The sequence below is a fragment of the Pseudoalteromonas sp. FUC4 genome (assembly GCF_008370255.1).
Classification (GTDB): Bacteria; Pseudomonadota; Gammaproteobacteria; order Enterobacterales; family Alteromonadaceae; genus Pseudoalteromonas.
Genome location: NZ_SEUI01000007.1, coordinates 103435 through 122871, shown reverse-complemented (window position 1 = coordinate 122871; position 19437 = coordinate 103435). Strand labels below are relative to the sequence as shown.

The 19437-nt window shown below is 38.9% G+C and carries 13 protein-coding genes and 15 tRNA genes; 10 read left to right on the top strand and 18 right to left on the bottom strand.

Annotation, left to right across the window (positions count from 1 at the left end; genetic code table 11):
- Positions 1-214, top strand: a 214-nt coding sequence (locus EU510_RS19945) for a hypothetical protein (RefSeq protein ID WP_223176422.1), incomplete at its 5' end; no start/stop codon positions are given.
- Positions 215-242: 28 nt separating this feature from the next.
- On the opposite strand, the gene EU510_RS18015 is transcribed toward EU510_RS19945, so the two are convergent.
- From EU510_RS18015 to EU510_RS17980, 8 genes are all read right to left on the bottom strand, one after another.
- A tRNA-Glu gene (locus EU510_RS18015) sits at positions 243-318 on the bottom strand.
- Positions 319-500: 182 nt separating this feature from the next.
- Positions 501-576 (bottom strand) — tRNA-Glu (locus tag EU510_RS18010).
- Positions 577-669: 93 nt separating this feature from the next.
- A tRNA-Glu gene (locus EU510_RS18005) sits at positions 670-745 on the bottom strand.
- Between the two features lie 93 nt (positions 746-838).
- Positions 839-914, bottom strand: a tRNA-Glu gene (locus EU510_RS18000).
- A 93-nt stretch (positions 915-1007) separates the two neighbouring features.
- A tRNA-Glu gene (locus tag EU510_RS17995) sits at positions 1008-1083 on the bottom strand.
- A 92-nt stretch (positions 1084-1175) separates the two neighbouring features.
- Positions 1176-1251, bottom strand: a tRNA-Glu gene (locus tag EU510_RS17990).
- A gap of 144 nt (positions 1252-1395) precedes the next feature.
- Positions 1396-1471 (bottom strand) — tRNA-Glu (locus tag EU510_RS17985).
- Positions 1472-1508: 37 nt separating this feature from the next.
- Positions 1509-1584: transfer RNA gene (locus EU510_RS17980), tRNA-Ala, on the bottom strand.
- Positions 1585-2567: 983 nt separating this feature from the next.
- Between EU510_RS17980 and EU510_RS17975 the strand changes: the two genes are divergently transcribed.
- The 8 genes from EU510_RS17975 (at position 2568) to EU510_RS17940 (ending at position 5867) form a co-directional block, all read left to right on the top strand.
- Positions 2568-2643, top strand: a tRNA-Val gene (locus EU510_RS17975).
- 153 nt (positions 2644-2796) lie between these two features.
- Positions 2797-2872: transfer RNA gene (locus EU510_RS17970), tRNA-Val, on the top strand.
- 51 nt (positions 2873-2923) lie between these two features.
- Positions 2924-2999 (top strand) — tRNA-Val (locus EU510_RS17965).
- 151 nt (positions 3000-3150) lie between these two features.
- A tRNA-Val gene (locus tag EU510_RS17960) sits at positions 3151-3226 on the top strand.
- Positions 3227-3274: 48 nt separating this feature from the next.
- A tRNA-Val gene (locus tag EU510_RS17955) sits at positions 3275-3350 on the top strand.
- A gap of 32 nt (positions 3351-3382) precedes the next feature.
- Positions 3383-3458, top strand: a tRNA-Val gene (locus tag EU510_RS17950).
- Between the two features lie 61 nt (positions 3459-3519).
- Positions 3520-3595: transfer RNA gene (locus EU510_RS17945), tRNA-Val, on the top strand.
- A gap of 625 nt (positions 3596-4220) precedes the next feature.
- Positions 4221-5867: a tetratricopeptide repeat-containing response regulator gene (locus EU510_RS17940; protein WP_149594600.1), complete on the top strand. Its 1647-nt coding sequence runs from the start codon at positions 4221-4223 to the stop codon at positions 5865-5867.
- A 4-nt stretch (positions 5868-5871) separates the two neighbouring features.
- Here EU510_RS17940 and msrB read toward each other — a convergent pair whose 3' ends face one another.
- The 10 genes from msrB to EU510_RS17890 form a co-directional block, all read right to left on the bottom strand.
- Positions 5872-6312 (bottom strand): peptide-methionine (R)-S-oxide reductase MsrB, encoded by a 441-nt coding sequence (gene msrB, locus EU510_RS17935; protein ID WP_149594593.1) that lies wholly within the window; start codon positions 6310-6312, stop codon positions 5872-5874.
- 146 nt (positions 6313-6458) lie between these two features.
- The gene (locus EU510_RS17930) at positions 6459-6899 is read right to left on the bottom strand and encodes a hypothetical protein (RefSeq protein ID WP_149594592.1); all 441 of its coding nucleotides are present in this window, start codon (positions 6897-6899) and stop codon (positions 6459-6461) included.
- Positions 6900-6901: 2 nt separating this feature from the next.
- The gene (locus tag EU510_RS17925; RefSeq protein WP_149594591.1) at positions 6902-7420 is read right to left on the bottom strand and encodes a DUF2919 domain-containing protein; all 519 of its coding nucleotides are present in this window, start codon (positions 7418-7420) and stop codon (positions 6902-6904) included.
- A gap of 9 nt (positions 7421-7429) precedes the next feature.
- The gene (gene ligA, locus EU510_RS17920; RefSeq protein WP_149594590.1) at positions 7430-9448 is read right to left on the bottom strand and encodes an NAD-dependent DNA ligase LigA; all 2019 of its coding nucleotides are present in this window, start codon (positions 9446-9448) and stop codon (positions 7430-7432) included.
- 80 nt (positions 9449-9528) lie between these two features.
- Positions 9529-10296 (bottom strand): cell division protein ZipA, encoded by a 768-nt coding sequence (gene zipA / locus EU510_RS17915; protein WP_149594589.1) that lies wholly within the window; start codon positions 10294-10296, stop codon positions 9529-9531.
- A 74-nt stretch (positions 10297-10370) separates the two neighbouring features.
- Positions 10371-13772, bottom strand: coding sequence for a chromosome segregation SMC family protein (locus EU510_RS17910; protein ID WP_149594588.1), 3402 nt, complete (start codon positions 13770-13772; stop codon positions 10371-10373).
- A gap of 67 nt (positions 13773-13839) precedes the next feature.
- Entirely contained in the window at positions 13840-14571 is a 732-nt protein-coding gene (locus tag EU510_RS17905; protein ID WP_149594587.1) for an RNA methyltransferase, read from the bottom strand.
- 76 nt (positions 14572-14647) lie between these two features.
- Positions 14648-16684: an FUSC family protein gene (locus EU510_RS17900; protein WP_149594586.1), complete on the bottom strand. Its 2037-nt coding sequence runs from the start codon at positions 16682-16684 to the stop codon at positions 14648-14650.
- Positions 16685-16694: 10 nt separating this feature from the next.
- The gene (locus EU510_RS17895) at positions 16695-17555 is read right to left on the bottom strand and encodes an HlyD family secretion protein (RefSeq protein WP_149594585.1); all 861 of its coding nucleotides are present in this window, start codon (positions 17553-17555) and stop codon (positions 16695-16697) included.
- A 168-nt stretch (positions 17556-17723) separates the two neighbouring features.
- A complete protein-coding gene (locus tag EU510_RS17890) occupies positions 17724-17927 on the bottom strand; it encodes a DUF1656 domain-containing protein (RefSeq protein WP_024605434.1) in 204 nt (67 codons plus the stop codon).
- A gap of 394 nt (positions 17928-18321) precedes the next feature.
- Here EU510_RS17890 and EU510_RS17885 point away from each other — a divergent pair, with 394 nt between their 5' ends.
- On the top strand, positions 18322-19431 hold the full coding sequence (locus EU510_RS17885; RefSeq protein WP_149594584.1) for a YjgN family protein: 1110 nt from the start codon (positions 18322-18324) through the stop codon (positions 19429-19431).
- Positions 19432-19437 lie beyond the last annotated feature (6 nt).

Sequence of the window (19437 nt, the reverse complement as noted above, 5' to 3'; positions counted from 1 at the left end):
TTGGATTTTTGGATTTTTGGATTTTTGGATTTTTGGATTTTTGGATTTTTGGATTTTTGGATTTTTGGATTTTTGGATTTTTGGATTTTTGGATTTTTGGATTTTTGGATTTTTGGATTTTTGGATTTTTGGATTTTTGGATTTTTGGATTTTTGGATTTTTGGATTTTTGGATTTTTGGATTTTTGGATTTTTGGATTTTTGGATACAAATAACACTTCACTTCCCTATTAAATAAGCAAGTGGCGTCCCCAAGGGGATTCGAACCCCTGTTACCGCCGTGAAAGGGCGGTGTCCTAGGCCTCTAGACGATGGGGACACATAAATGTGTCACTAGGACAACTGAATTTTTAGACTCGTTTCAGACGAGCTTTCTTAATAACACTACACTTCCCTATTAAAAATAAGTAACTGCCGTCCCCAAGAGATTAGTACTCTTGATAACGTCGTGCATAGAGAGCGCGGTTTCACACTGCTTTACACAATACTTAAAATAGTAAGTGGCGTCCCCAAGGGGATTCGAACCCCTGTTACCGCCGTGAAAGGGCGGTGTCCTAGGCCTCTAGACGATGGGGACACATAAATGTGTCACTAGGACAACTGAATTTTTAGACTCGTTTCAGGCGAGTTTTCTTAATAACACTACACTTCCCTATTAAAAATAAGTAAGTGGCGTCCCCAAGGGGATTCGAACCCCTGTTACCGCCGTGAAAGGGCGGTGTCCTAGGCCTCTAGACGATGGGGACACATAAGTGTGTCACTAGGACAACTGAATTTTTAGACTCGTTTCAGGCGAGCTTTCTTAATAACACTACACTTCCCTATTAAAAATAAGTAAGTGGCGTCCCCAAGGGGATTCGAACCCCTGTTACCGCCGTGAAAGGGCGGTGTCCTAGGCCTCTAGACGATGGGGACACATAAATGTGTCACTAGGACAACTGAATTTTTAGACTCGTTTCAGGCGAGCTTTCTTAACAACACTACACTTCCCTATTAAAAATAAGTAAGTGGCGTCCCCAAGGGGATTCGAACCCCTGTTACCGCCGTGAAAGGGCGGTGTCCTAGGCCTCTAGACGATGGGGACACATAAATGTGTCACTAGGACAGCTGAATAGTTTAACTCGATTCAGGCGAGCTTTCTTAATAACACTACACTTTCCTATTAAAATAAGTAAGTGGCGTCCCCAAGGGGATTCGAACCCCTGTTACCGCCGTGAAAGGGCGGTGTCCTAGGCCTCTAGACGATGGGGACACATAAATGTGTCACTAGGACATTTGATAAGTTTAACTCACATCATGAGCTTTAAGGTAATTGCGTTTAATACAAGTAAAGACTCGAGCTTTAATTGTGACGCTATTTTCTCGGTAAAACCGCCTTTAACTAATAAAAGTTAAGTGGCGTCCCCAAGGGGATTCGAACCCCTGTTACCGCCGTGAAAGGGCGGTGTCCTAGGCCTCTAGACGATGGGGACACAGAAAACTGCTACCCTAGGACAAAACACTAATTTTTGGTGGAGCCATGCGGGATCGAACCGCAGACCTCTTCACTGCCAGCGAAGCGCTCTCCCAGCTGAGCTATGGCCCCAACTTAATCAATACCCGTCGTGATAAACACATCGTGTATCGCTTAGTGCGGGGCGCATTCTATGCACCACCCAAAATAAAGTCAACAGTTTTTTACCTAGCTTTATTTAAATGGTTTAATTTTCAACAAACTGGCTATCAAGCGTGCTAAAAAATACAATTTGAATAAGATTCTAGCCCTGCTGCTCATAATAACATCACTATGTTGCAGCGAATACTCAATCAAGCCCTACTCCCCCTAATTGATGCAACAAAGTTGTATCAAAGAAAAGGTATACATTTATATGCAAATTGAACTTATTTAAAAAACTTCCGAGTTAGGCCTCGCCAATCGTCTTAATCCTTTAAAAGTTACAATTACTTATAATAACCAAAGCTCAAAGGTGAGTTTGAGAGTATCCGCAGCCTTTACTCGCTTGATAATCAGCATAACTCGTACTGAAAATACCCGATTATTGATTAAACAACATTTTTTAAAAGCATTGTAGCTTCGTAATTCTATGTACAAAACTTTAGGGCGTTTGATCTATTTAGTTTTAATCCGAAGGCTATTAGTGAAGTATGAGTATTTACGATTTGGCTAGGTTGTCTTATAAAAAGAAAGTAAGTACAAAAATAGCATTTGCTTTGGGAAGTTTAGATTAAATTCATTTTTAAAGGACCGCTCTATTCACTAAATAACTCGCCCTAATATTAATCCATCTTGCTCATAATCATAAAAACGACTCCAGTAAAAAAACAATAAGTATCGTGAAGCTAAATTTAAGATTAATAAAATACAATTCCCTACTCACTTTTAGGAGCTTATTAGGTGCTTAATTGAACTGCAACATCAAATTTGATGATAAAATAGACTTCAACCATATCCTATTGTTTATAAAACCTTCATTCAGCACATTTTTATCATTCAAGTGTTGACACATTTCCAACTCTATCTATAATAGCGCCCCACAACAACGCAGCAATGCAATGTTGTTTAGATGTGGGTGATTAGCTCAGTTGGGAGAGCATCGCCCTTACAAGGCGAGGGTCACTGGTTCAAGTCCAGTATCACCCACCACTTTTTAATTAAAGTGTTCACATCTAAATTCTATATGGGTCTTAAGCTCAATTAGAAAATAGAGAGCGTTACCGCTACTTACAAGTAACGGAGAAGTTCACTGGTTAAAGTCCAGTACTATTTATTTTAATAGTAGCGTTTTAATTTATATGTGGGTGATTAGCTCAGTTGGGAGAGCATCGCCCTTACAAGGCGAGGGTCACTGGTTCAAGTCCAGTATCACCCACCACATATAAAAACCTACAATTATACTAATAGTCGTGTTTTAAAGTTGTAATATGGGTCGTTAGCTCAGTTGGGAGAGCATCGCCCTTACAAGGCGAGGGTCACTGGTTCAAGTCCAGTACGACCCACCATTTTTTAAATGGTGCATATTACAAAAATCTAAATGAGTCGTTAGCTCAGTTAGAAAAAAGAGAGCATCACCGCTATTTACAAGTAACGGCGAGGTTCACTGGTTAAAATCCAGTACTATTTATTTCAATAGTAGCGTTTTAATTTATATGTGGGTGATTAGCTCAGTTGGGAGAGCATCGCCCTTACAAGGCGAGGGTCACTGGTTCAAGTCCAGTATCACCCACCACATATAAACCTATTATTATATCAATAGTCGCGTTTTAAAATTTAATATGGGTCGTTAGCTCAGTTGGGAGAGCATCGCCCTTACAAGGCGAGGGTCACTGGTTCAAGTCCAGTACGACCCACCATTCCTAGAATGGTGTATATTAAAATGTAATTTGGGTGATTAGCTCAGTTGGGAGAGCATCGCCCTTACAAGGCGAGGGTCACTGGTTCAAGTCCAGTATCACCCACCAAATTACATCAAGCGGTTAATTGCTAATAAAGAATTAAATAACAGGCATACCTATTATATGTGGGTGATTAGCTCAGTTGGGAGAGCATCGCCCTTACAAGGCGAGGGTCACTGGTTCAAGTCCAGTATCACCCACCACATATAAGCACTTCTATATCATCTAATCTTAATTCTTCTGACTATTTATAGTAAAAAGCCTATTAGCGTAATTAACCCAGTTGTAAGAAAAAAGAGCATCGCCTCTCTTTACAAATAATGGCGAGAGTCACTGGTATCAAGCCAAGTAATCATCCACCACATATAAGCACTTCTATATCATCTAATCTTAATTCTTCTGACTATTTATAGTAAAAAGCCTATTAGCGTAATTAACCCAGTTGTAAGAAAAAAGAGCATCGCCACACTTTACAAATAATGGCGAGGGTCACTGGTATCAAGCCAAGTAATCATCCACCACATATAAATACCATCAGATAACCCCTTAAATGATAAGTTCTCTAGTAATAACTCCTATTTTTCACCTTAAATACATTCCATATTTTTATTAAAATCTAAATTTCTATATCAAAGCACTCATCAAATATAGCGTTTCCATTTTACTTATTTAGTTTTTAATTATGTTATTAGGCTCAGTACTTTCGTAGTTAGATAAACGTATTAGGCAAAGTTAAGTACCTAATAAATACACCTATCATTTAAATTCCCTTGTAAGGAGTTAAACTGTTGATTATAGTCTGTGTTAAATACAATTACGCTTAAGCCAATGCCAACTAAAGTCTATTCAAAAGCCAAAATACTTATAGTCGAGGAGCAACCACTTGCTCAAAGCTATATGAAACAATCGTTAGAAAGGCTTGGCTTTCGACAGTTGCGCTTTGCCGATCATGCAAACTCTGCAAAAGAGCAATGTTTAAGTGAAGAATTTGATTTAATCGTCTGCTCATTCAATTTAAACAAACACCAAGATGGCTACCAGCTTTATGAAGAGCTACGTGTAAAGCAACTTATAAAAAGTTCGACTGGCTTTATTTTTATCTCAGCAGAAACAAGTGGCTCACTCGTTCATAGTGTTCTTGAGCTGCAGCCAGATGATTTTTTAGTTAAGCCTTTTACAGTACAAGAGCTTAAAACACGCATTGAACGAATCTTAAAGCGTAAACACGACTTACAAACAGTATATTCATTAGTTGATGATGGTAACGATTCAAAAGCTATTAAATTTATTGATACCGCTCTGGATAAAAAAAATAATAATTACAGTCCTATCCTACTTCGCCTAAAAGGCGATGCCCTACTTCGCTTAAAGCGAGCTCAAGATGCAAAAGACTTTTTTAAGTCCGTTCTTGATATTCAAAAATTTGCTTGGGCAAAAGTAGGCTTAGTAGAGGCACTTATAGCGAATAACGAACATATTTTAGCGCAGCGAATGCTCAAGACAATGCTAGAGCGCCAAGAAACTCGTTTAGTAGCCCTTGATTTGTTGGGCAAATTAGAAATAAAGCTAAATCAGTTTGAACTAGCACAAAGCTTTTTAAGTCAAGCAGCAGACATTGCACCGCGAAACATCACACGCCAAAAATCGTTAAGTAATGTGTCGCTAATTAATCACGACTACGAAAAAAGCTATTTAACTCAAAAAGATATAGCCACCTTTGCAAAGCACTCAATACACGACCACCCGGATGTATATTTGAATGCAGCACGTGCCGGTATCGACTTTGCATTAACAACTGATCAAACTGATCAAATTCAACGAATTTCAAGACAAACAAATCAGTACATTAATGATTTAAAAAAACAGTTTCCTAATAATGCAAACCAAGCTCAAATTGATGTACTTAATGCACGGCTTCATTACTTAAAAGACGAGCATCAAAAAGCGAAAAAGCTGATTGAGCAGCTTGATGACGACGATACTCATATCCGATCGGTTGATGGCGCACTTGATAAAGCAAAAGCTTTTCATGAACTGGGGTTTCATCAGAAAGCGCAAACCTTATTCACACAAATAATTAGCCACTGTGAAAGACACCCTGCAGTTAGCGACACAACTTACTTGCGTTATATTCAGCAGCAACAGAGTGAGCGACGCGATATTAAAATGGGTCCAAAAGAGCTTAATAACCATGCCGTTAATCAATTTAATAAAGGGCAGTTAAATACTGCGCTGGAAGCTTTTACGCAAGCGTTTAGAGTCATGCCTCGCAACCAAAGTATTGCACTTAATTTATTACAGTGCCTATTTGATTCAACCAAGCAATCTGGCAGCTCATTCAATATGGATCTTGCTAGAAGGTGCTACGCCCTTCTTGATAAAACTAAATTACAAGCAGATCAGACGCAGCGTTTAGATAAGATTTTGCATATAGCAAAAGAAATGAATTTAGATATTCAAAACGCTAGTAAATAAAACATTAGAGCTTTTTCATTGATGCGGCATTAACGCAATAACGTAAACCTGTTGGTAAAGGGCCATCTGGGAAAATATGGCCTAAGTGCGAATCACACACGTTACAAACCACCTCTATGCGCTCCATACCATGACTTGTATCCCTTACGTAGCCAATTGCTTCAATTGTCGCCGGTTGTGTAAATGACGGCCAACCAGTGCCACTATCGAACTTTTCATCTGCATCAAACAATAAATTATCGCAGCAAATACACACATACTTGCCAGGTTCAAGTAATGTACAACTGCCCGAGCTATCTGGGCGCTCTGTTCCTTTCTTACGTGTTACGTAATATTCATCTTCCGATAGTTGCATCCGCCACTGCTCGTCAGTTTTGACAACTTTTTTACTTGGGGTAGGATTGCCGTTGGTGGCAAAGTTAATAACATCATTCCACTTCAACATAATAGCCTCATTGAATAGTTGATTAACCGTATTTAATAAATTTATAAAAAGTACGGCTAATTATTACGTTATTTAATACACTAGAGATCAGCTAAAGAGTGTTGACGGTTAAAACTAAAACTCGTTCAATTTTAAAGGTAATCCCCTCAGCTAAAGGTAATATTTTGTTTTTCTGAGTCGGTAAGTATTCGTTTAATAAAACTATCTAGCTCTGCTTTTTTTACAGGTAAACTAACACTCATTTGGCGCTCATTATTACTGTAAATTATTAGCTCATCATCCTTTGTCGTTATGCGTTCAATACTCTCAATAACTAACCAGTCTGGACCATGCTTTTTATCAAAAAATCCCATCAAACTAAAAAGTAATAAGTGTTGGGCGTCTCGCTGAATAAAATCCTCTAACCTGTTTCTTGATTTAAATAAAGGCGTTAGCCTATAAACGCTTGAGCAAAAAACAAATATCCACAACCCAAATAGCACTTTAAACCACATAGACTCTAAAAGCTCAGTGCTAATCATTAAAATAATAAGCACTAAGCCTATTAGCGATATAGCTATCGCTATTTTTTTATTTACAGCGTCCACAACTAATCCCTTTTAAGTCGCTTTTTTTCTTCTGATGCTTTTTCTGTCGGCTCAGGCCAATCATTAAAAAAAACGGTTAAATAACGGCTTTTCACCAAATACCACAATACCCATAAAACAATCATCATTTGCACTGCTAAAAATGATGAAAATCGATAATGGCTATGCGCGGCTTGAATACTTAACCATGTTAAATCAACAACAGCACATACAATAAGGGGCCAGCGCATATGTCGCCATATTTTTGCTAACTTATCGCTCGCACTGTGTGAATCTCGTGGTCTGCGTAAACAAAATAAAATAGTCGGTATTATTGCGATACTTCCAATTGCTATTGCAATAAAAAAATCATTTTTATTTTTAAAAAATAACGACATCAAATCAAGTTCAGGCCTGCGACTTAAAGCCGCAATCACCCAAATAAAATAGCCACGTAATAACACAAGCACACTTAAATTAAATGCAATAGGAGTCCGGTAACTTCCGTACTTATCCCAGTATTCTGGACCGTATCGGCTCATTGTTACGTCCTAACCATTATGCTTTTGAAGCAGCTTAATTAACTCATCTTCCGTGAGTATCTCTATACCTAAATCTTGGGCTTTAGTCAGTTTTGAACCCGCTTTTTCACCCGCAACTAACGCATCAGTTTTCGCTGATACGCTACCAGATACTTTAGCACCTAGTTGCTGTAAGCGTGCTTTTGCGTCATTACGATTAAGCGTATTTAGCGTACCAGTAAGTACATAAGTAAGCCCAGCAAGCGGTTGTTCTTCTTCAGAAGGTGCGCTCAACGCTGGCCAGTTTACGCCTTGCTCTATAAGCGCATTAACAACTGCTAAATTATGCTCTTCATCAAAAAAGCCACGAACATGGGTTGCAACTATTTCGCCTACATCACTTACCTGCGTTAAACTATCAATGCTGGCATTTATTATATTTTCAAGGGTAAGAAAGTGATTAGCTAAATTTTGTGCTGTTGCCTCACCTGCTTCGCGAATACCTAATGAATATAAAAACTTAGCAAGCGTAGTGCCTTTCGCCTCTTCAAGTGCTGTTACTAAGTTTTTAGCTGACTTAGGTCCCATGCGTTCAAGTGACTCAAAATGTCCTTGTTTTAAAATAAACAAATCAGCGGGCGTTTTTATAAGCTCTCTGTCTACCAGCTGATCAACAATTTTATCTCCAAGGCCGTCTATATCCAGCGCTTTGCGTGACGCAAAGTGTTTAATTGCTTGTTTGCGTTGTGCAGGACATACAAGTCCACCCGTACAACGGGCTACAGCTTCGCCTGCAACCTTTTCAACATGAGAATCACAGATTGGGCAAGTGGTCGGGAATTCGATATCTCTGGCATCATCAGAGCGGCGCTCAAGTACAACTTGCGTTATTTGTGGGATTACATCTCCAGCACGGCGAATAATAACTGTATCACCCACTTTTACACCCAAGCGTGCAATTTCATCACCATTATGTAGTGTTGCATTTGATACTGTTACACCACCAACAAAAACAGGCTCTAGGCGTGCAACTGGGGTAATAGCACCCGTACGCCCAACTTGAAATTCAACATCAAGTAATTGTGTTATTTCTTCTTGCGCTGGGAATTTATACGCAATAGCCCAGCGAGGAGCACGTGCTACAAAGCCTAAACGCTCTTGTAAGGCCTTTTGGTTTATTTTTATTACTACACCATCAATTTCATATTTAAGCTCACCACGGCGCGTTAAAATATCGCTGTAGTACTCAAGCGCGGCTTTAGGACCTTCAACTAATTTTGTTTCTGGGCACAGTGGCAATCCCCAGTCAGTTAACTTTTCTAATTGCTGATAGTGATCTTCAGGAATATTGCCATTAGCAACAAGCCCTGTACTGTAGGCGTAAAACATGAGTGGGCGTTTAGCGGTAATTTTAGAATCGAGTTGACGCAAACTACCCGCGGCTGCATTACGCGGGTTAACAAATACTTTTTCACCGCGTTTTTGCGCTTCAGTATTCAATTTATCAAAGCCAGCGCTGTCCATAAATACTTCGCCGCGAACTTCAAGCTCTTTTGGGTAATCACCACGTAGCTTGAGCGGTACATTACGAATGGTTTTAACATTTTGAGTAATGTTTTCACCGGTAAAACCATCACCTCGCGTAGCCGCTTGTACAAGCACACCATCGCGATAAATAATTGATACAGCTAAACCATCAAGTTTTGGTTCACAACAAAAAGTAAGCTCATCAGTACTCATTAAACGCTCTTTTATACGGCGATTAAACGCAGCGAATTCTTCTTCACTAAAGGCGTTATCAAGTGAGAGCATGGGTACTTGGTGCGCTACTTGCTCAAATTTACTCAGTGCTGCACCGCCTACTTTTTGTGTAGGTGAGTCGGCGGTTAAAAATTCAGGATGCTCGGTTTCAAGTGCGCTTAGTTCGCGTAATAACCTATCGTATTCAGAATCAGGAATACTGGGGGTGTCGAGCACATAATAATTATAGTTGTGTTGCTCTAATGTAGTACGAAGATGATTAATTTGCTCACTAATGCTGCTAGACATTTAAACCTCAATAAACATAAAAAAAGCCACTTTGACGATTCACCGTCCAGTGGCTTATAAAAATATAATGTATGCGTTATTTACGCTGAAAAAGAACGAACCTGTTCAACATATTGCCTGATGCGCTCTACTGTCATTTCATTTCGCTCAGCATCTAAAATTTGTGCACCAAATTCATCCGCTAACTTTTTAGCTGCGCTGTGCAACATATTAAATGCCGCTAGGCCATCGCCGTCGCACGGTAACGTCATAAATAAGCTTACCCCAGCGGTACTAAATTGTTCCATATTATCAATATCAAACGTACCTGGGTTGTACATATTTACTAATCTAAATAAAACAGGGCCTTGGCCAGCCGGATCTAAGTGACGATTAAAAAAGCCTTCCTCAGAATATTTAAAACCTAAAGTATTAACTGCTGGTAATAGTTTACTGCCCTGCATACTAAGCTCTTCTGGCATTTGAATATGCACAATAACAAAGTCAGACATTTGAGCAGGTGCTTCTTCAGCACTTTGATCTTTTGTTTCAAGATCATCAACTATTTCTAGGTCGTCTTCAATTGGTGTTTCTGGCACGCTTGTATCAATTTGCGGCTCATTTGCATCAAAGTTAAGCTCGCCAAATTGTGGCTCATCACGTTCGTCTTGCATTGGCTCTTTTGGCTCAGCCTCAGTACGAAACGGTTTAGATGAAGCTGGTGTGCTTTGTTGTAATGGCTCAACCCGTTCATTATCCGATACCTCTGGGCGGTCTTTTTTTCTAACTGACCACAATCCATGTATTAATAAACCACCAATGACAATTACACTGATAACGATTAAAACCCATCTTAATTGTTCGGCCATCCCCTCACCTTTTATTATTTGATATGCCTAAAACCTGTATATTAATGAAAAACTAATACACTTGTTATAAAAATTTATGCGTGTGCAAGTTGCACAGCTTGCTCTATATCTACAGCAACCATGCGCGATACGCCTGGTTCTGCCATAGTAACACCTGTTAATCTACCCGCCATTTCCATCGCAATTTTATTATGACTAATATAAATAAACTGCACTGATTGTGACATTTCTTCAACCAAACGGCAAAAACGCACAACGTTGGCATCATCTAATGGTGCATCTACTTCGTCCAGCATACAGAAAGGAGCTGGATTGAGCCTGAATATAGAAAACACTAATGATAATGCGGTCAGCGCTTTTTCTCCACCACTTAACAAATGAATTGTTGAATTTTTCTTACCCGGTGGTCGTGCCATTATACTAACACCACTTTCGAGTAAATCGTCACTGGTTAATTCTAAATACGCGCTTCCACCACCAAAAACTTTAGGAAATAGCTCAGCAAAGTCTTCATTAACTTGATCGAACGTCGCTTTAAAGCGTGTTTTGGTCTCACTATCAATTTTACGAATAGCACCTTCAAGGGTATTTAACGCTTTTGTTAAATCATCTAATTGATTATCAAGATAATCACTACGTGCTTTGGCTAAATCAAACTCTTCTATTGCCGCCAAGTTTACTGCACCTAATTTATCTAACTGATTAGTAAATCCGGTTAACTGATTTTGTGCTGCGCTTAAATTTAATGAATCTGGTAATTCATCAAGTATTGCTTTTAAGCTTTGTTTCAACTCTTCTAATGGATCAAGCGCAACTTGCGCTTTTATTACCAAGCTTTGCTCTTCAATTGTTAGCTTTTGGTGCTGCTCTTGCAAGCCCACCAGCTCACCTTGTGAATTTTTAAGGCTTATTTGCTTAGTGTTTAAGCTTTCCTTGGCCTGAGTTAATTCTTTTTGTAGCAATACTAATGCCTGCTCACCTTTTTGATGCTGTGCTAAGAGCTGCGTAATTTTATCGCTAAGTTCTTGCTCTGGTATAAGCAGCTCTTCTATTTCATTAAGTAGTTCTTGCGCACCTTCTGATGCACTAACGTGCTCTTGCTCTGCATGGCTCAATTTGGTTTGGCTTAACCGCCATTCACTGCGTGCCTTTTGCTCTGAGAGCGTTGCCTGATGCGCTTGCGTTTTATATTGCTCAAGCATGCTTAATGCTTCGCTATAACTTTTATCACTTTGTGAGCGCAGGCTATTTGCAGCGTCTACCTCATCCGTTAAGTTGAGTTGCTGCTCATTCAACACTTCAAATTGCGCTACTTGCTCATCAAGCACGGTATTTAATTGCAAAAGCTGATTTGTTAATTGCTGTTTTTGTTGCTGTAGCTTTTCTAGTTGAAGCTTAAAGTGCGCTACTTGCTGTTTGAGCATATCGCTGCGTGTACCGGCTACCGCTATATTTTGCGCAAGCTCATGTATGGCTTCTTTTAGCTCGCTTTGTTCGTTAATTAATTTTATTTGCTCAGCTGTATGTTCATCACGAGTGTGTGTTACTTGTTGTAGCTCATCCTCGGCATTGGTTAACTGCTGAGCTTTGTCCTGCAATTGCTTATGCTTTAAAAGCAATGAGTTTTCAGCATTTCGATCGGCGCTTACATGCCAGTTACGACCATATAAAGCACCGTTTTCATCCATAACGGCTGTATAAAAACTATCTTTTAGTATTGCTAAATCACCGCTTTCGCTATAAGCAATACGTGCTAAATGCTCTGGATAAACACCGCTTGTTATATATGTAGCTAAGCTATTTGCTGGCATGCGTTTATCACTATTTGGCCACACACTGTTATCAGCTTGCTGCTCACTTACATTTAAATGCTCTAAAGATTTAAGTGCTTGCTCTATTAAAAGCTCAAAGCCTTCTTTAACACTTAGCTGATTAAACAAACCATTAGTACGTTCACTTTTCTCATTAAGCCCTAATGTACTTTTAAGCCCAGTTATACTGGCTTTTAGCTCGTTTATTGTTTGAGTAAGCGTCGAATATTGCTTTTGTGAGTTATTAACACGCTCATTTTGCACTTCAAGCTTAGCGCTACAGTGCGTGTGCGCTGTTTGTTTAGCGGCAAGTTCTTGAGTTAATGTTTGTGTTTGCTGTGATTGCTGTATTAACTGTTGCTCTACATCACTGCTTTGTAGTTCGCTAAGCTGGACAGTTAACTGATCAATTTGCTCGTTAACATGATCAATTTGCTGCTGAGTTTGTTTAATATGGCTACTATGTTGTTGCACATTATTATTAAGCTGTTGCTGTTGCTCACACAAAGCTTGCCAATGAGTATGGTGGCGCTGCTTAAGTGCTAATAATTCCTCAAGTTCATGCGTTAACCCACTAACTTGCTCTTCACATATTAAGGCATTCTCACTTGCCTCTTGCAGGGCTTCATTAAGTTGCTCGCACACAATTTGCTGCTGCGATTTTACCTCAGCACTTTGAATTTGGCGTTGCTGTAATTTAATTAAATTTTGTTTAAGCGTTTGGGTTTGCTGCTTTACATTTATTTGTTGCTGCTCAGCGCGAGTAAGCTCGGTGTGTATTACATGTTGCTGATGCTGTGCATCGCTTAGTTTATCTTGCTGGGCTTGTACTTGCCCCTCTAGGCTTGCAAGTACATCGTCATGCCCTGAGTTAGCGGTTTTAAAAAACAAAATTTGATCGTTCAGTTTTTTTATTTGGGCGCTTTTTTCAAGTTGTTGCTGATGTAACTTTTGCCATTTTAGAACCGCAATTTGCCCTTTTAACGTTCGCTCTTGCGCTTTTAACTCGCGGTATTTTTTTGCATCAACCGACTGCACAGCCAATTTATCTAACTGACTTTGCAGCTCTTTACGCACATCTAACAAACGTTCAAGATTTTCGCGAGTGCTTTTAATACGTGTTTGTGTTTCGCGGCGACGCTCTTTGTATTTAGAAACGCCAGCGGCTTCTTCTAAAAATACGCGCAGCTCTTGTGGTTTACTCTCTATTAAGCGCGAGATCATCCCTTGCTCAATAATTGCGTAACTACGCGGACCAAGGCCGGTGCCTAAAAATATATCGGTAATATCGCGCTTACGGCATTTACTACCATTTAAAAAATACAGTGACTGTCCGTCGCGCGTTACTAAACGCTTAATAGCAATTTGGTTTCGATCGGCAAATGTGTTTGAAGGACTTCCTTTATCGTTATCAAAAACAAGCTCTACAGAGGCTTGTGATATGGCTTTTCGATTAGTTGAGCCATTAAAAATAACGTCGGTCATGGCATCGCCACGCAGGTTTTTAGCAGAGCTTTCACCTAGCACCCATCGCACTGCATCAATAACGTTAGATTTGCCACAGCCATTGGGGCCTACAACACACGTCATTTGATCAGGAAATGGAATTTTAGTGGGCTCTACAAACGATTTAAAGCCCGCTAATTTAATGGTGCTTAAGCGCATCTTATTGTTATTACCGATTATTATTGTTATTGATTACAAACAATTTAACTCATTAACAGTTAAATTGTTAAGCTTGTCGTTTAAAATTATCTAAAATAATACCGGTCGCCATTGCAACATTAAGCGATTCTGCTCCACCAAAAGCGGGGATGGTGATTTTATTAGTTACTAACTTTGCACATGTCTCGCGTATTCCATGCGACTCACTGCCCATTAGTAAAACCCCTGAGCCCGTAAATTGGGTTTTATGCACGCTTTGCCCATCTAAAAAAGCACCGTAAACAGGTAAATTTAAAGACTGTAGGTAATCAGGTAAATCTACTTGGCTTACCGATACCCTTACAAATGAGCCCATCGTGGCGCTAATTGTTTTTGGGTTGTAAGCGTCTGCGCTGTCGGTGCTAGTTACTATATGTTTAATGCCGTACCAGTCTGCCACTCTTATTATTGTGCCTAAATTACCAGGGTCTGATATGCCATCAAGTACGAGTATTAAGCCACTTGCTTGTGGTAGCTCTGCCTTTGGCATATCAACAATAGCAATGGCTGCATTATTGCTAACTAGCGTGCTGGCTTTGGTGAGGGTCTCTTCATCTGCTTCAATAAAATTAGCTTGCGGATATTTACCTTGGTACGCATTTATAAACTCGCTTGTAGCAAAAATATTAACCACATTTAATGGGCTGTTTAATAACTCAAGTACGTTTTTTTCACCCTGTACAAGGTATTGATTATATTGCTTTCGGTACTTTTTTTGGCCAAGTTGGCGAATAAGTTTGAGTTGGTTTTTTGAAATCATAACAGCCCCATAAAATTATCCATCAAGTATAACAGATTTAGCTATAACATCTGAACTCGAAAAGCAGCGAATGGGCCTAATTTATCTTACTCGCACTTCTTTCAAAGGTCAGATCAATGCGAATAAACATGCCTTTTATCGCTTCTAATTGATTTGAATCGTCAACCGTCTGAGCCAATTCCTCATAAAGATTGTCTGACGCTTGCTTAAACTTATTATTAAACTTGCCCTTGGTTGCCAACATAAATGCATCAGCCAACGTGCGTTGCCACTCATTTAAATACTTTAACTTTGTATTACCAGCCAAATTTTCACAAATTGAGTTTAATCGAACCGACGCATGCCCTAAATTTAGAGCGGTTAGTGCAAGATCAGTAACAACGCGTGAGTGTGAACCTTGATCGTAATTAGTTAAGCGTATTAACCTATCGGCCATGCGCCGGTTATACCAAATACTCGGAGTTTGATGAGTATTTATTTCGAGTAAATCTTTATAGGTAGCCTTAAAAACACGATGAACAAGTAATTGAACACTTGGTCCTGTAAATAACTGAAAAATCCAAAATAAAATACTTACCCCCGCAAAGATTGCCATTGCAGAGCTAAGTGTGTAATCGATTGAAAATGCAAGACTCATATCTGTACTGGGTCTTACCAAAATCGTAAATGGGATACAAAACCCCAAGCCATATGGCAATGTTTGCTGATCAGCTAGCAGTAGTAAACCCAGAAAATAAGGCCCTGCTAACACAAGTAGCAATATTTCTAATTGCCCACCACTTTGTGATAATAAATTGAGTGCGTAAAAAATAGTTACAAAAGTAGCAACAATTATACCTGCCAATAAGCGCTTTATTACAACCTGCAAAATAGCTAACGGTATTCGCGCCAGCATTATCGAAAATATGACCGGTAAGATCATAATTAATAATGCAGCAGAAGAGCCTGTATTAATCCAAATAAATGCACCGATAGAAAACACCAAAGCAGTTCTAAATCCAACAATAATGCCAGCTAATGGGTCGCGATATGTAAGCATACTCGGCGCATTTAATAATGTTTTATCACGCTCTTCTAACGCTCTGTATGCGCGTAGTAAAATTGTTAAGTCGGCTGCCACTTCTAAGCTCACATTGAGCATGTGAGATTCAAATGGGGAATCACACACCGTATTTGCTCTATAGTCGGTTAGCTCTTTACGCAGCGTTTTAACTTGTTCGGCGCAGTAATCAAAATCGTCAGATTCTTTAATTTGCGAAAATACATGTTTAAGTTTACTTATTAATTTATCTAAAGTAGGTGTTATAAGGTCTTCGTGGTTTCGCTGTAGACGGCCAATTATTTGAATTAAGGCCAATAAAGAAAGTACTTTTTGCGACAACTGATTTGCAGCACGCGAGCGCCCTGGACCTTTTGGTCCTTCGTACCTTACTGCGCTGGAATCTTCGTTTATTGATCCCAATGTTGCCATAATGCCATCTATTTGCTGATGACGGTTTTCGTGAGAGCCTTTAGAATCAAGCTCAGTTACTAAATAATGCAACGTTTGGTTTATAACCGACCGCGCTTGTGTTTGCAGTAAATGTTTGACCTTTACAGGCCAAAATAGATGGCTCACAAGCCCAGCACATACAGAGCCTATTATTATTTCGCTTACTCGCGCTTGTGCAATATCAAATATACTTTGGCTGCTCACCATTGCCGGAGTAACCATGACTAAAAGTACAATAATAGCGGCTGTTACACCGGCCATAGCAAACGCATAAACAAAGTTTGCTTGGCGTACCATTGCCGATAACGCAGAGTTTACTCCCAACCATAATGCAAGTGCACCGAGCGCTAAATAAGGATAGAGAATTAACTGAGTTAAAAGCAATATGCCAAATAAACCACCCACTATGGTGCCTATTATTTGGCAAATTGCTTTTTCAATAACTAATCCGCTTTGCGGGCGTAATTGCAAAAATATAGCCGAGACTAACGCCCAATAAGGTCTTTCAAGATTTAGCCACATAGCTATAGTAAGTGCCATTACCATAGCTATAACGCCCTTAGTCGCAAAAATAATTGCCTGTTTTTTTGGAAAAAACAAATTTTGTAATACAACGCCCACTCTATTCCCCTTAACGTGTAGCGAGATGTATTGTGGCGGTCATTCCTGCGCTAAGCTGTGTATTTTCGGGCAATGAATCTAACTTAATATCAACAGGTATACGCTGTGATAAACGCACCCAATTAAATGTTTGTTGTACTTGTGGTAAAAGCTGCCCGTTACTTTGTGTATTCGTATTTGCAATGGCTTTGCCTACACTTACTACATGCCCTGTTAATTGCTTACCACCACTTAAAAGGGCTATTTTAGCTTTTTGCTCAGGATAAATAAGCGGTATTTTACTCTCTTCAAAGTAACCTGTTACGTAAAATGAATCTGACTGCACAATAGCAAACACAGGTGTGCCTTGAGCTACATAGTTACCTTGGCGTAGATTCAGATTAATTATTTGCCCTGATGCAGGCGCAACAATTTTAGTTCTATCAACATTTAACTGCGCAATTGTTTGCTCTGTCTTAGCTAAGTTATAATTTGCTTCAGCAATTTTAGTATTAATGCGAGTTGATTCTAGGGTTTCTTTACTAATTGCCTGTTGAGTGTTTAGCTCAACACGTCTTTCGTATTTGTGCTTGGCAAGTTCCCATGTATACAATGCGTTTTCTGTGTTTGCTTTACTTTTATCAAGCGCTGCTTGATAACGCTTTTTATCAACATTAAAAAGTACTTCGCCTTTTTGTACGTTTTGACCATCTTTAATATTTAAAGCAGTTACCCAACCCGACACGTCTGGAGCAACCGTGACAATATCGGCTCGAATACGCCCATCACGCGTCCAAGGTGTATGCATGTAGTCAGTCCATACCCAACGCCCAGCAAAAACCGCGGCTATAACAACCAAGATAGTAAAAGTAATACGCAGATATTTAATCATTCAATTCATCTTCCACTTAGTAGTACCAACCCGCAATAATACTTGAGTAATTTGAGGGCTTAAACCTGACGCTAACTGTGTTAAAAATTTCTGATATAGAACAACTAAATAACGAAATTTTTGCCTTGTTATTGACACAGTTTTCTTACCTCAAAATAGCTCAATTAATTAAACAGATTGGTATAAATAGACGGCGAGTGCCAAGTAACAAACAAATAGTGACACCTCAAACCAAGCCACTTTCCAAATACGGTCATGCCAATCTAGTCGATGCAAAGCAAAACGAGTCAACGCCGTTAAAATAAATGCAATTGGAAAGTAAACAATCAGCGGGCTAAACTCTAATCCCCCTAACACGACTGCTTGGAACATAATAAATATCCTAATGTTATTTAAAGCGGTGATAAAAGCTGTAAAACCTAAATAAATTTACATCCGCACTACTCTTACAATCTATCTTTTTGGCATATAAATCAATTAGCTTAATTGTACGTAGGTGTGCTTAATACATAATTAATGCCATTACATTTAAGCAGCACTAACTATGTATAGTAGCTAAATCGCATATTAAAAAGCTAAAGATCCCAGTTACCAGCCAAATAAATAAAACCAGCGAGGTTTATTTATAAAAAAGTATTGGAGTATTTAACTCAGTACTTAAAACGCCTATTTATAGCTGTTTACAGAAGAGTGAGATAATTATAAACATTGAATTTTGCACTAAAAATGGGTAAATTAACAAAAAAACAACATGGATATAATTTTAATGGAATCAATACACCCTCCCCCCTCTGAAACAACCCCACCAATAAATGAACCTGCTGAACCAATTTTTAGCGGAAAAATGCAATTTAGTGGTAAAGGCGGTGAGTTTTTTGGAATTTGGATTGTAAATATATTACTTAGCGTTATTACACTTGGCATATATTCAGCGTGGGCTAAAGTACGTACGCATCGCTATTTTTACGGCCACACCCGTATAGATGGTCATAGCTTTGACTACCTAGCAACACCAATACAAATTTTAAAAGGTCGGATTTTAGCGGTTGTTGTATTTTTTATTTACACATTCTCTATTAGCTTTATGCCTATTTTAGGCCTGTTTATTGCTCTTGGTTTTATCTTTTTAATGCCATGGATTATTAATCAAGGTTTACGTTTTAATCTGCGTATGACGCGCCATCGTAATGTTCGTTTTGCTTTTAAAGGCAATTACGGCGAAGCCTTTATTAACTTTATACTTTTGCCTATTGCAAGCATATTTACACTTTATTTATTAATGCCTTACGTTATAAAGCGTATTGATAGCTATATACATAGCAATATTAGTTACGGTGACAAACAGCTTACTGTAAATCTAAAAGGCGAAACCTATTACTTAACAGCGCTTATTTGCTTTGTAGTGAGCTCTATCACCATGGTGGTATTTATGGGGATTTTAGGGTTATTTGGTCTCAATTTATTAGATGTTGAAAATCAACAAAATTTAGAAAGCTCCCCTGCAATGGTTATGCTACCTATACTTATGATGATTGCCTATGTGCTGATGATTGCCATTGTTTCTGCTGTATGGCACGCCGCTATTAGAAATCATATTTTTGATAACAGCCATTTTGAAGGCGTTGCTACATTTAAATCTGAGCTAAAACCAGTTCCTTTCGCTGTTTTACTATTAACTAATATGTTAGCTATTGTATTTTCTTTAGGCCTTGCATACCCATGGACAAAAGTACGTACATCAAAAATGCTCGCTGATGTAACTAACGTTACTATTTACCCTGGCGCATTAAACCTAATCGATACCGCGCAAGAACAGCAATCATCATTTGCTGAAGAAGCTGCAAACGTATTTGATATTGACCTTTCTTTAACTTAAGAGCTC

Bases quoted from the DNA above. Each gene is read 5' to 3' on its own strand.
- EU510_RS17925 (WP_149594591.1), bottom strand. From the start codon at position 7,420: ATGAGCCGATACGGTCCAGAATACTGGGATAAGTACGGAAGTTACCGG.
- EU510_RS17890 (WP_024605434.1), bottom strand. From the start codon at position 17,927: ATGTTCCAAGCAGTCGTGTTAGGGGGATTAGAGTTTAGCCCGCTGATT.
- EU510_RS17905 (WP_149594587.1), bottom strand. From the start codon at position 14,571: ATGATTTCAAAAAACCAACTCAAACTTATTCGCCAACTTGGCCAAAAA.
- EU510_RS17895 (WP_149594585.1), bottom strand. From the start codon at position 17,555: ATGATTAAATATCTGCGTATTACTTTTACTATCTTGGTTGTTATAGCC.
- EU510_RS17885 (WP_149594584.1), top strand. From the start codon at position 18,322: ATGGAATCAATACACCCTCCCCCCTCTGAAACAACCCCACCAATAAAT.
- msrB (WP_149594593.1), bottom strand. From the start codon at position 6,312: ATGTTGAAGTGGAATGATGTTATTAACTTTGCCACCAACGGCAATCCT.
- EU510_RS17910 (WP_149594588.1), bottom strand. From the start codon at position 13,772: ATGCGCTTAAGCACCATTAAATTAGCGGGCTTTAAATCGTTTGTAGAG.
- zipA (WP_149594589.1), bottom strand. From the start codon at position 10,296: ATGGCCGAACAATTAAGATGGGTTTTAATCGTTATCAGTGTAATTGTC.
- ligA (WP_149594590.1), bottom strand. From the start codon at position 9,448: ATGTCTAGCAGCATTAGTGAGCAAATTAATCATCTTCGTACTACATTA.
- EU510_RS17940 (WP_149594600.1), top strand. From the start codon at position 4,221: ATGCCAACTAAAGTCTATTCAAAAGCCAAAATACTTATAGTCGAGGAG.